Consider the following 12,742-nt stretch of genomic DNA (forward strand, 5'->3'; position numbering starts at 1 on the left):
GGGCGTTCCGGCAAACAATATCTTTGATGGAGCACGCAATTCTCGCGCATCAGAATAGGCAATTTTGCCATAAAAGTGCAGTCTGAGTTCCAGCGTTGTTACGGCTTTGTTGCTCGCATTTTGCTACTTGTGGCACGCCGTTTGCTTAGTTCCCTACCGGTCAGCTTGCTCATTGACCAGAATTTTGCCTCTGTTTAAGTCAATCAAATTGATTTAATTAATCGACAGCCTGTTGCTGCATAGTGGAGAAGACCATGTCACAGCATTCTACCCCCAAACTGAAAGCCGGGTTTGCCGCCTTATTGATGTTAAGCGCAGGCAGCGCGGCGGCGGCCAGCCAGATCAATGCTCTGTTTATGACCCAGGCGGCTTATAGCGAAAATGATATCCGCGCGATGACGCAAAATTTTCAGAAGCAGCATCCGGATGTCACCGTCAATCTGGAGTTTGTCCCTTATGAAGCGCTGCACGATAAAATTGTGGCGGCGCGTGGCGCGGGCGGTAACGGCTACGATGTAGTGCTGTTCGATGCCATCTGGCCAGCGGAGTTCGCCCGTTTCGATCTGCTACAGGATATCAGCGCACGCATTACGCCAGAGGAGAAAGAGAAGGTCTTCCCGGGTGCGATGAACACGGTGGTTTACAAAGGTAAAACCCTGGGGATGCCGTGGATCCTCGATACTAAATACCTCTATTATAACAAAGCGATGCTGGCTAAAGCGGGCATCACCACCCCGCCGCAAACCTGGCAGCAGGTGCTCGATGACGCGAAGATCATTAAGGACAAAAAGATTGTCAACTATCCGCTGGTCTGGAGCTGGTCCCAGGCAGAGGCGCTGGTGTGTGACTACACCACGCTGGTGTCAGGCTTTGGTGGACAGTTCTATCAGAACGGCAAGCTTAACTTCTCCAGCCCGGCCTCACTCAAGGCGCTGAACCTGATGAAAAGCTCGCTCGATGATGGGCTGAGTAATCCGGCTTCCCGTGAATATCTGGAAGAAGATGTGCGTAAATCGTTCTCTAATGGCGATGCAGCTTTCGCGCTGAACTGGACCTACATGTATAACATGGCGAACGATCCTAAGCAGAGCAAAGTGGCGGGCGACGTTGGCATCATGCCAGCGCCGGGCGATGCGCCTGGGAAAGTGGGTGCAGTAAACGGCTCGATGGGACTGGGCATCACCAAAGGCAGTACACATGCCAATGAGGCGTGGCAATACATTCAGTACATGACCTCACAGCCGGTTCAGAATCAATATGCGAAGCTCAGCCTGCCGATCTGGAAATCCTCTTATCAGGATGAGGCGGTGAAAAAGGATCAGGAGAGCCTGATTGCCGCAGCGGACAAATCACTAAATGTGATGCTGTCACGTCCGGAGACCGCTGACTATTCGCGCCTGTCGAACCAGCTGCAGCAGCAGTTACAGCAGGTATTGCTGGGTAAAGTGCCAGTGCAGGACGCGATGGCGACGGTTGATAAAAGCGCCGCCCGGTTGCGTTAAGGAGTCATGATGCTGAGTTTGCGTCAACGCGAACAGCGTCAGGCATGGGTGCTGCTGGCACCCATGCTGCTGGTGATGCTGCTGTTAACCGCCTGGCCTCTTCTGCGTACCATCTGGCTTAGTTTTACCGATGCTGCGCTGATTGGCAGCGGTGAAACGCCTGCCTGGATTGGGCTGGAAAACTATCTTTATGCGCTTAGCGATCCCGATTTTCGGGCGTCGATCTGGCGTACGCTCTACTTCACTCTGATATCCGTCACTTTTGAAGGATTCATCGGCGTGCTGGTCGCGCTGCTGCTGAATCAGAAATTCATCGGGCGTAACGCGCTGCGGGTGCTGGTGATTCTGCCATGGGCGCTACCGACCATCGTCAACGCGATGATGTGGAGGCTCAACTTTAACCCCGATTACGGCAGCATCAACGCCCTGCTCAGCCAGCTCGGCATCATTGATGGCTATCGCAGCTGGCTGGGATCGCCGGATTCAGCGCTCAATGTGGTGATGTTCGCGGATATCTGGAAAAACTATCCGCTGGTCACCCTGCTGGTGCTGGCGGCGTTGCAGTCGATCCCAGAAGATCTGTTTGAAGCAGCACGGCTGGATGGCGCGTCTGCCTGGCGTCGGTTCCGGGTGATTACCTTCCCGGCGATTGTCGCTCCGCTCGGCGTTGCGCTGGTTTTGCGCACCATCGATGCCTTTAAGATTTTCGACATCATCTATGTGATGACGCGCGGCGGCCCGGTCGACAGCACTAAGACCCTGAGCTTTTTCGTCTATCAGGAGTCGTTCAGCTATCTGCGTGCCGGCAGCGGTGCCGCCTACGCGATACTGATGACGCTAATGTGCGCCCTGCTGATCACGCTATATCTGCTGATGTTATGGCATCAGCGGCGTCGGAGTACCGCTTATGAAAACTAAACTGCGTCGGGTGCTGCGTTACGGCGCGGCGCTGCTGGTTGCCATCAGCATTCTGGCCCCGATGGGCTGGTTGTTTCTGATGAGCGTCAGTTCTGCCAGCGATCTCTCCCGCGTGCCGCTGGAGTGGCTGCCGCGTCAGTGGGATTTCAGTCGTTATCAGGGGCTGGTTTCGCTGGCACCGAACCAACCGGGCAACATTTTCCTGCACGCGCTGGGCAACAGTCTGCTGGTAGCGACGGTGGCCACGGCGATTTCGCTGCTGCTGGCGATACCGGCGGCGTTCAGCTTCTCACGCTATAGCGGTCGCGATGCCTGGCTTTCCGGCGCACTGGCAATCTACATGGTGCCGCCAGTGGCATTTGTGCTGCCGCTCTACTTCCTGCTGCAACAACTGGGGCTGCTCAACACTCGCCCCGGCCTGGTGATGGTCTACTGCTCGCTAATCCTGCCATTCCTGACCTGGATGCTGAAGAACCAGTTCGACTCGCTGCCACGCGACATCGAACAGGCGGCACGGCTGGATGGCCTGCGCTTCTGGCAGGTTCTGCTGCGCATCACGCTGCCGCTGGCGAAACCGGTACTGGGTGCCGCTGCGCTGTTTGGCTGGCTGCTCGCCTGGGATGAATTTTTCTACGCGCTGCTTTTCACCAGCAACATTTCAGCTCAGACCTTGCCGGTTGCGATTGCTGGTTTCACCGCCGGGCGTGCGACCGATGACGGGCTGATCGCGGCGATTGGCATTCTGGCTTCGGTGCCGCCTCTGTTTATTGCCATCTGGTTGCAGAAGACGCTGGTCAGCGGCCTCACCAGCGGCGGAAGTAAGGGATAATTATGGACACTACCATCGCGTCCACGTTTTATGTGGTGGGCAATATTAATGTCGATTTAATCATGAGTACGCTCAGCGACTGGCCGAAGCGCGGCACGGAAGTAATGCTACAGCACAGCGAGTTACGTCCTGGCGGATCGGCCGGTAACTGCGCGCTGGCGCTGGAGGCAATGCAGGTGCCGCATCGGGCCATCGCCAATCAGGGTGACGATGGCTTCAGCCACTGGCTCGCCAGTCACTTTCCCCACAGCGCCGCACACTGGCCGCGTTATGCCTGTGAGACGTCGCTGACAGTGGGCGTAACCCATCCCGACAACGAACGATCGTTTCTCAGCAATCACGGCCATATTACCGTGCTGACCGCTGACGATGTGCTGGCCCAGCTGCCGTTGCAGGCGACGCCCGGTGACATCGTGTTGTTGTGCGGCACCTTTCTTTGTCTTGAACTTTATGATCACTATCCGGCGCTGCTGGCCGAGCTGCAGCAGCGTGGCTTTTGTGTGGCCGTGGATACCGGCTGGCCGCCTGCGGGCTGGAGCGATGGGCTTCGTCTGACGATAGGGAACTGGCTGGCGGACTGTGACTGGTTGCTGCTGAATGAGGTGGAAGCGCTGGGTTTAGCGGGTGCAGACCTGCTGGAACAAAGCGGTAAACGGCTGGCCGCTCAGCTCAGTGGTCGCGGTGGCTGCGTGATCAAATGTGGCGCAGAGGGCGCGCGTCTCTGGTCTGCCGCCTCGGTGCAATTTGCCGCCGGCCAGCCGGTGACGGTGGTCGATACCATTGGGGCCGGTGACAGTTTTAATGCCGGTTTTCTGACTGCACTGCTCTACCGCCAGTCATCGCTCACCGCGCTGCGCTGGGGGATTGAAGTGGCCTCACAGGCGATAAGCAGCTCTCCGCGCCGCTATCCCAGCTGGCAACAACTCCAACTATCTAATGAGGTGCGCTGAACATGGCCAGTGTTGAACTTGTACAGGTGGCGAAGCGCTACGGTAAACAGAGCGTGCTGCATCCGCTGGATTTAACCATCCCTGACGGTAGTTTTACCGTGCTGGTCGGTCCCTCCGGCTGCGGCAAATCCACCCTGCTGCGACTGCTTGCCGGTCTGGATACGGTCTCTGATGGAGCGATCATGCTGGATAAAAAGCAGATTAACGATCTCGACCCTGCCGACCGGGATATCGCGATGGTGTTTCAGAGCTATGCACTCTATCCGCATCTCACCGTCGCCGAGAATCTGGCATTTCATATGCAAGTGAAGAAGGTTAAACGCGAGGAGCAGAAAAGCAAAATCGCCCGTATCGCCAGCATTCTCGGTATCGATCAGCTGTTGCAGCGTTATCCACGGGCGTTGTCAGGCGGACAGCGGCAGCGCGTGGCGATGGGTCGGGCGATGGTGCGCAACCCGCAGGTGTTTCTGTTCGATGAGCCGCTCTCTAACCTTGATGCACAGTTGCGCATGGAACTGCGCGCCGAAATTAAGTCCCTGCATCAGCGTTTCAAAACCACGATGGTCTATGTCACCCACGATCAGGTCGAGGCGATGACGCTGGCAGATCAGATTGTGGTGATGAAAGAAGGGGTGATTGTGCAACAGGGTGCGCCGCTGGCGATTTACGATCGCCCGGTTAACACCTTTGTGGCGCGGTTTATCGGTTCACCGCCGATGAATCTGCTGGATGCCCGCTTCCAGACAAGGGATGGTCTGCCTGGCGTCTGTTGTGGCGAGCAGTGGCTGCCGTTGCCGCGTCGCTGGCACAGTGCCGCGCAGCAGCAGGCCGATCTGCCTGTCACGCTGGGCATTCGGCCTCACGATCTGATTAGTGATGTCAGCGGGCAACCGGCAGCGGTGAATATTGTGGAGATTACCGGCGAGTCGACGCTGTTACATCTTAACTGGCAGGGTTTCCCGCTGCATATGCAGTTGAGCGGCCGCAGTGAGGCCGTGCCGGGTGGTACGCTGCCGGTGACCATGAATCCGGATAAAATGCACCTGTTTGATGCCCGCAGCGGTATGCGGCTGACGGAGCAGTGATTAATCTGAAGTCAGCACTGAATGCAGGCGGCAAACCCGCTTAAAGCGATAGGAACATAAGCCTCCAGCAAAGCATCGGGGGCCAGGGATGGCGCTCTTGCGTCTTTGCGGAAGGCGTATGCTCCTTGAGCCGCCTTATGCCAGATGAAATTGCTCCACCGTCTGCGACAGCTGCTGCGCCTGATCTTCCAGCGAACTGGCGGCCGCCGACATCTGCTGCACCAGCGCGGCGTTCTGCTGGGTGACACCATCCATTTCATTGACGGCAATCGTCACCTGGCTGATGCCACGCGCCTGTTCGCTTGATGCGGTAACAATCTCTCCAATAATGCCCTGCACCGAATTCACCGCGTGCATCATCTCCTGCATGGTTTTACCGGCATCGTTCACCAGGCGGACACCGCTCTCGACTCGCACGCTGGACTCTTCAATCAGTGCGCCGATCTCTTTCACCGCGTTCGCGCTGCGCTGGGCAAGGTTACGCACTTCAGAGGCGACCACCGCAAAACCGCGGCCTTGCTCACCGGCACGTGCGGCTTCCACCGCCGCGTTCAGCGCCAGGATATTGGTCTGGAAGGCAATGCTGTTGATCATAGTAGTAATGTCGCCGATCTTTTTCGAACTGTCATCGATCTGCGCCATAGTCTGCACCACTTCACCCACCAGCGAGGCACCACGACTGGCAATGTGAGTCGCGTTTTCAGTCAGGCTGGTCGCCTGCTGCGCGTTGTCGGCATTCAGGCGAATCGTCGCGCTGATCTGCTCCATGCTGGCTGCTGTCTGCTCCAGCGCGGCAGCCTGTTCTTCAGTGCGTGACGCCAGATTGAGGTTGCCGCTGGCAATTTCGCCCGCGCCCTGACGTACTGATTCACTGGAATCTTTAATCTGTCCGACAATCTGCCTGAGCTGGCTTTGCATGGTGTGAAGCGCGAAGAACAGGCTGCTGCTATCGCCGCTCTTCACCGCGATCCGGTTATCCAGCTTGCCATCGGCAACAGCCAGCGCAATATGGGCCGCTTCAACCGGCTCGCCACCAATTGGACGCAGCACTTTACGGCTGAACAGCATACCCAGCACCGCGCCGACCAGCAGAACGCTCACGATCATCAGGATCACCGCCCACATCAGCTGTCGGCTTGAAGCAGCCATCACCTGACTGACCGGTGCAACGACGCCGAGATACCAGGGTTTGTCACTGTTACCAATCACTACCGGCTGCCAGGTGACCAGTGCGTCTTCACCCAGCACGGCATCAAAATGCTGTACGACTTTCGTCGTAAAACCATCTTTTTCGCCTTTCCAGGGTTTCCCGGCTTCATCTTTCACCGGCGATGAGACCACATTTCCGTTACTGGACAGCAACAGCGCATAGCCGCTGCCCTGCCAGGGTTTGATCTGATTCACTTTCTGTTGCAGTGATGCCAGTGAAATGTCAGAGGTGACAACCGCCTTTAACGTGCCCTGATCCATAATTACGGCAGCGACGGAGGTGAGCAGAGTCGGCACGCCGTTATAGGCATAACTGTAAGGTTCGGTAAGCGTGTCTTTTTGTGATTTTTGCGGGACCAGATAGTAATCGCCCTGACCCGGCGTCAGATAGGAGAGCAGCGGATGCATCGCATATTTGCCTGACGCGTCACTATCCACAAAAAAGGCATAACGACCCTGTGGTGCCTGACCCGGCTGTGAGGCAAAATCAGCATCCCGGCCATCAAACGCATTCTGCTCAAATATGACTGACATCGACAGATAGTCTGGATTCGCGCGCAGCGCATACTCCATCACCTTATCAGCGGCTTTGCGATCGGTAATCCCGGCGCGGGGTAACGCGATCAGACTTTGACCGAGAAGACTGGCAACGTCGCGTGCATGACTCAGTTCCTGCTGTACCTGTAAGCCACGGCTCTGCGCAATCTGCTGCAGATATTTCTCTGCCAGTTCTTTCTGTTCTTTACCTGACTGCCAGCTGAGGACCCCAATAGTCACGGTAAATCCCAGCACTATCGTTAAACCACCCATGACTAACATCTGTACACGGGTACTCATTTTTTTCTTATGTGTTATCTGATTTGCCATCGTGGTTCCCCTGGAATTTACCCGTCTCAATACCTCCTTGTGATTATGGTGCTCCTGAGATCATCTATCGGCGGCGTTTTTTTGAACTTTAATGGAGGTTATCCCGACGTGACAGGGGTCTCACCGTGCGTAATGCAGGGAAGTTGATCGCAAAGGGGTTATCGCTTTGCTCATCACCGGGGCTTTTTTTGATCTGCAACAATACTGCCGCCCGCTATTACTGTCAGTTTATGTCAACAGTTGCTGTAGCCCCTTATCGCAGTGGAGAAAGAACAATGATCGGTAAATCAGGATTAGCTGTTGGGATGGTTGTCTGGTTAGCGTATGTCGCCTGGATCGTTCACTACTATTCAGACACCTTTATGCAGTTCTCCCGCTAAGCAAACAGGACCTTCGGGTCCTTTTTTTTGCCCTCAATTCCGCCTGACTGGCCTGTGAGCCAAATATTCGCTATTATCGACTCACTCTATGAGCCGAATAAACTGATCTATTCGGCTCATCCTCTCTAATTGTGAGCCGACTATGAGCGTGAACTGGATCTGGCAACAGCCGGACTGGCCCCATTTTCAGTGGCAGGATGCTGTACTGTTACCTCGCCTGCGCCACCTGCAGCAGCAGCGCGGTTTGCTGCTGGGCCGTGCCAGCCTTCAGTCAGACAGTGAGTCCCAGACGCTTGATACCCTGCTGAGTAATATCCTCTCCTCTTCTGCGATTGAAGAGGAGCGGGTCAACGTACAGTCAGTGCGCTCATCGCTGGCCCGCCGGTTAGGCGTGACAGAAGAGCAACCCTACCCGGTCTCCGATCGCTCGGAAGGCCTGGCCGCGATGATGCTGGATGCGATCAACAATCGCAGCCAGCCGCTGACGCTGGACCGATTATTCCAGTGGCATCACTGGCTCTTCCCGGCCGCTGAATGGACGGTGCAGCGCCTGAGCGTTGGCACGCTGCGTGGCAGTGAGCCGATGCAGGTCATCTCAGGACGGATCGATCGCCCCACGGTGCATTTTGAAGCCCCACCGCGACACGGACTGGAGCCGCAGCTGGCGCAGTTTATTGAGTGGTTCAATAGCAGTCAGCATGATGTGATGCTGGACCCGCTGCTGCGTGCCGCCATCTGCCATCTGTGGTTTGTCACCCTGCACCCTTTTGATGACGGTAACGGTCGTATCACCCGCGCTTTAACCGATCTGGCATTGGCGCAGGCTGACAGCCAGAGCATTCGCCTCTATGCCATGTCAACGGCGATTCTGGCGCAACGTGCCGGTTATTACCGCATCCTTGAGCAGACGCAAAAAGGGGGCCTTGATATCACCGGCTGGCTGGTATGGTTTCTTGATATCCTGGATGAGAGCATGAAACAGGCGATGAACGTTATCGATCGCACCCAGATGAAAGCGCGTTTCTGGCTCCGGCATCAGGGCATGGGATTGAGTCCGGAACAGGTGAAAGTGCTGAACCGGCTACTGGATGGCGGCGAGCAGGGTTTCGAACAGGGGATCAGCGCCAGTCAGTATCAAAAGGTCGCCAAAGTGAGTAAAGCAACCGCGACCCGTCATCTGGCGGGTCTGGTTGAAAAAGGCTGCCTTTATCGGCTTGAAGGCGGAGGCAGGAGTACCCGCTATCAGGTAGAAACAGAAGCTAAAAGGCAGGACAAGTCAGTATAAAATGATCTGATAAAGTTACACCGGACTCTGAACGTAACGCTGAAGTGACTCAGCACTTAATTGAGCGGCTGAAGCACTGTCGGCGATGATCAACAGAGAAGGATGTAATTTTAAAACAGATGCAGGAATCTGCTCTGTCACTTCTCCCTCAATAACCTGCGCCAAAGCCCAGGCTTTATTTTCGCCGCTGACAATGAGCAGCAGATTTTTTGCGGCCATTACGCTCATAGGCCCCATAGTCACATAATGATCAGGTACAGATTGCAGATCACCGTTCATTTCAGTCAGGGCAATGAATTCAGCGATATTGCCTTCTATCGGAAGCTTAACTACCGAGTGATGAAAACGGGTCAGGCCAGGAATATTACCGCAAAAATGGCCATCTGAGCCCAGCCCCATTAACATGAGATCTAATCCACCATCCTGCTGTAACTGACGATCAAAATCCAAAAAATTGTCATCTGTGAGTTTATGAATATTCGTTTCTTTGATTTTTGCCGGTGAAAGGAAAAGCTTACGCAGATTCGAAATCGTAACGCCCTCCCGACTTTGGCCTTTGAACGCAATTTCATCAAAGTTATAGTAATGAATATGCGAATAGCAGTCGTATCCGCCGATGGCTGAAATAAGGTGTTCGTACAATTTAGCAGGCGTACGGCCTGCCGTTATAGCAAGGTTCACACGTCGATTTTGTGTCAGATAACCCAGCACATGATGGCTGGCGATCCGGCTCATATCATCATAATCATCCGTAACGATCAGTTTCATTTCATCATCCTGTAAATGTCTCACTGAGAAGCATCAATGCGGCATCGCGACCTGTCGTTAGCCACATCAATGATGTAACACCACACCACCATCACCCTTTTAAAGATGCTCCGTTTGTTGCAATGACCTCTTGATACCAGTAGAAGCTTTTCTTGCGGCTGCGAGCCAGCGAACCTTCCCCATTGTCATGGCGGTCAACATAGATAAAACCGTAACGTTTAGATAATTCGGCTTTTGATGCGCTGACCAGATCGATTGGCCCCCAGCTGGTATACCCCATGACCTCAACGCCATCATCAATGGCCTCACGCACCTGAACCAGATGATCATTGAGATAGCTGATGCGGTAGTCATCCTGTACGACGCCCGTTGCATCCGGCATGTCTTTGGCACCCAGTCCGTTCTCAACGATAAACAGCGGCTTTTGATAACGATCCCACAGCAGATTCAGCAAGGTACGCAACCCTACCGGATCAATCTGCCAGCCCCACTCTGAACTCTGCAAATGGGGATTTGGCACCATGCTGAGAATGTTCCCGCGCAACTTCTCATTCAGCGCCTGATCGGCGGTGACACAGCCGGACATGTAGTAGCTGAACGAGATAAAATCCACGGTCGACTGGAGTATCTGGCGGTCGGCATCTGTGATATCCAGGTGAATGTTGTTTTCACGGAAGAACCGCAACATGTAGCCCGGATAAGCGCCACGGCACTGAACGTCGCCAAAAAATTGCCATTTCCGGTTTTCCTGCAACGCTTCCAGCACATCATCAGGCTTACAGCTCAGCGGATAGACCAGGCCACCCAGCAGCATATTACCGATGCTGGCATCAGGGTTAATCTCGCGACAGGCTTTAACCGCCAGCGCACTGGCGACCAATTGATGATGAATAGCCTGATAAACCTCGCTCTGACTGCTGGTTTCCGGCAGACCCACGCCGGTCAGCGGCGCATGCAGAGACATATTGATTTCGTTAAAGGTCAGCCAGAGCCTGACTTTTTTCCTGTAGCGGGCAAACACCGTGCGGGCATAATGTTCAAAGAAACCAATCACCTCACGATTACCCCAGCCACCATACTGCGTAACCAGGTGCCAGGGCATTTCATAATGTGACAGGGTCACTAACGGAGTGATGTTATGTGCGGCCAGTTCATCAAATAATCGGTCGTAGAAGGCCAGTCCGGCCTCGTTGGGTTGTTGCTCGTCACCGTTCGGGAAAATACGCGTCCAGGCGATTGAAACCCTCAGACAGCTAAATCCCATCTCTGCAAATAACCTTATATCGTCCGGGTAGCGGTGGTAAAAATCGATCGCCACGTCTTTAAGACTCTGGCTTCCCGCAACGCGCTCCACTACGGGGCCAAAAACCCCCTGTGGCTGCATGTCAGAAGTTGAGAGGCCTTTGCCCTCTTCGCGCCATGCACCTTCAACCTGATTAGCGGCAATCGCACCGCCCCATAAAAATGAATCCGGGAAAGTTTTCATCCTGTTATCCTTTTATTGATGAATGATGCTGAGTAAAGGTGTTCCGGCAGTAACAGCGCTCCCTGCTACTTTCATTACCTCACGATACTCATCGCTGTTAGTAATAATGATTGGTGTTGTCAGGTCATATCCGGCATCAAGAATGGCCTGACGATTAAACTCCAGCAGCAGATCGCCGGGCTTAAACTTATCGCCTGCCTGGACATGTGCCGTGAAAGGTTTGCCGTCTAGCCGGACGGTATCGATACCCACATGGATAAGCAGCTCAATCCCGCTGTCACTCAACAGTCCGATGGCGTGTCGGGTCTGAAACAGCGAGGCAACCTCACCCGCGAAGGGCGCAATGACTTTATTGTCGGAAGGAATGATGGCCACGCCCTGTCCCAGCAGGCCACTGGCGAAGGTGGCGTCCGGCACCTGATCAAGCGCCAGCACCGTGCCGGTCATCGGTGACAGGATGTCATCATCGCCAGGGGGAATCGGGATCGCTGTGTCTGGCGTGCTGTTACGGGGCATACCCGCTACAAGCGTCATACCACAGCTCAGGAGCAGTGCCAGTAGCGTGCCCGCAATTCCGCCCCATAACGTGCCATCGACACCGCCAGGCGGGATCATCTGAGCGATGGTAAAGATGTTGGCAAAACCAAATGAATAAACGTGGGTGCTGCTGAAGCCGACAATGGCACCGCCGATGGCACCGGCTACACAACCAAAGATAAAGGGACGCCGCAGCGGCAGATTAACGCCATAGACAGCGGGTTCAGTGATACCAAAGATGCCGGCGGTCACAGATGAACCCGCCAGCACTTTCTGGCGCGCATCCCGGCTGCGCAGGAAAACCCCCAACGCCGCGCCAACCTGGCCCATGACAGCTGGCAACAGCATAGGCAGCATTGAGTCCTGTCCCAGTACGGCAAGATTGTTGATCATCAGTGGCACCAGTCCCCAGTGCAAACCAAAAATCACACAGACCTGCCACAGCGCCCCCATGGCGGCGCCAGCCAGCCAGGGCGCAAGCGCATAAATCCACTGGTAGCCGTTCGCCAGTAGCTGACTCAGCCACGTGGCCAGTGGGCCAATTAACAGGAAGGTCAGCGGCACAGTGACGCTCAGACAGATCAATGGCGCAAAAAAGTTCTTCATGGAGGCGGGCAGCAGTCGGGTGCTCTGTTTCTCCAGCCAGCAGCTTACCCAGGCGGCAAGAATAATCGGAATTACCGACGCGCTGTAGTTGAACCAGATAACGGGGATGCCGAGAAACGCCTGTGTCATTGCACCTGACTGCTGGCTGGCATTAAAGGCGGCAATCATCGTCGGGTGGGTCAGCGCCCCGCCAATGACCATGGTGATAAAGGGATTACCGCCAAATTTCTTCCCGGCGGTGTAGCCCAGCACCATAGGAAAGAAGAAAAAAAGGGCATCGCTTGCCGCAAACCAGATTTTATACGTTCCACTTTCAACAG

General features: G+C 55.0%; 11 protein-coding genes. 7 read left to right on the forward strand and 4 right to left on the reverse strand.

All coding sequences use genetic code 11. From position 1 onward, the window contains the following. Positions 1-254: 254 nt before the first annotated feature. The 5 genes from AC2LB6_RS02435 to AC2LB6_RS02455 are packed head-to-tail and all read left to right on the forward strand — an operon-like array spanning position 255 to position 5,284. Positions 255-1,502, forward strand: coding sequence for an extracellular solute-binding protein (locus tag AC2LB6_RS02435; RefSeq protein WP_490092276.1), 1,248 nt, complete (start codon positions 255-257; stop codon positions 1,500-1,502). 9 nt (positions 1,503-1,511) lie between these two features. Continuing rightward, complete coding sequence (locus tag AC2LB6_RS02440; RefSeq protein WP_490092309.1) at positions 1,512-2,420, forward strand: carbohydrate ABC transporter permease; 909 nt, start codon at positions 1,512-1,514, stop codon at positions 2,418-2,420. Next, positions 2,410-3,249, forward strand: coding sequence for a carbohydrate ABC transporter permease (locus AC2LB6_RS02445; RefSeq protein WP_135910781.1), 840 nt, complete (start codon positions 2,410-2,412; stop codon positions 3,247-3,249). The genes AC2LB6_RS02440 and AC2LB6_RS02445 overlap by 11 nt, the downstream gene beginning before the upstream one ends. Before the next feature lie 2 nt (positions 3,250-3,251). After that, a complete protein-coding gene (locus AC2LB6_RS02450; RefSeq protein WP_490092277.1) occupies positions 3,252-4,199 on the forward strand; it encodes a carbohydrate kinase family protein in 948 nt (315 codons plus the stop codon). Between the two features lie 2 nt (positions 4,200-4,201). After that, a complete protein-coding gene (locus AC2LB6_RS02455) occupies positions 4,202-5,284 on the forward strand; it encodes an ABC transporter ATP-binding protein (protein ID WP_490092278.1) in 1,083 nt (360 codons plus the stop codon). Positions 5,285-5,419: 135 nt separating this feature from the next. On the opposite strand, the gene AC2LB6_RS02460 is transcribed toward AC2LB6_RS02455, so the two are convergent. Continuing rightward, entirely contained in the window at positions 5,420-7,360 is a 1,941-nt protein-coding gene (locus AC2LB6_RS02460; RefSeq protein ID WP_490092279.1) for a methyl-accepting chemotaxis protein, read from the reverse strand. Positions 7,361-7,485: 125 nt separating this feature from the next. On the opposite strand from AC2LB6_RS02460, the gene AC2LB6_RS02465 reads away from it, so the two are divergent. After that, positions 7,486-7,740, forward strand: a complete 255-nt coding sequence (locus AC2LB6_RS02465; protein WP_490092280.1) for a hypothetical protein — start codon at positions 7,486-7,488, stop codon at positions 7,738-7,740. Between the two features lie 142 nt (positions 7,741-7,882). Next, entirely contained in the window at positions 7,883-9,025 is a 1,143-nt protein-coding gene (locus AC2LB6_RS02470; protein ID WP_490092281.1) for a Fic family protein, read from the forward strand. A gap of 15 nt (positions 9,026-9,040) precedes the next feature. Here the strand turns inward: AC2LB6_RS02470 and AC2LB6_RS02475 are convergent, their stop codons facing one another. From AC2LB6_RS02475 to AC2LB6_RS02485, 3 genes are all read right to left on the reverse strand, one after another. Continuing rightward, complete coding sequence (locus AC2LB6_RS02475) at positions 9,041-9,793, reverse strand: glucosamine-6-phosphate deaminase (protein ID WP_490092282.1); 753 nt, start codon at positions 9,791-9,793, stop codon at positions 9,041-9,043. A 91-nt stretch (positions 9,794-9,884) separates the two neighbouring features. Then, positions 9,885-11,279: a glycoside hydrolase family 1 protein gene (locus tag AC2LB6_RS02480; RefSeq protein WP_490092283.1), complete on the reverse strand. Its 1,395-nt coding sequence runs from the start codon at positions 11,277-11,279 to the stop codon at positions 9,885-9,887. A 12-nt stretch (positions 11,280-11,291) separates the two neighbouring features. Beyond that, positions 11,292-12,742: glucose PTS transporter subunit IIA (locus AC2LB6_RS02485; protein ID WP_490092284.1), on the reverse strand; the 1,451-nt coding region annotated here is incomplete at its 5' end.

This window comes from Pantoea sp. RCC30.1 (genome assembly GCF_058148845.1).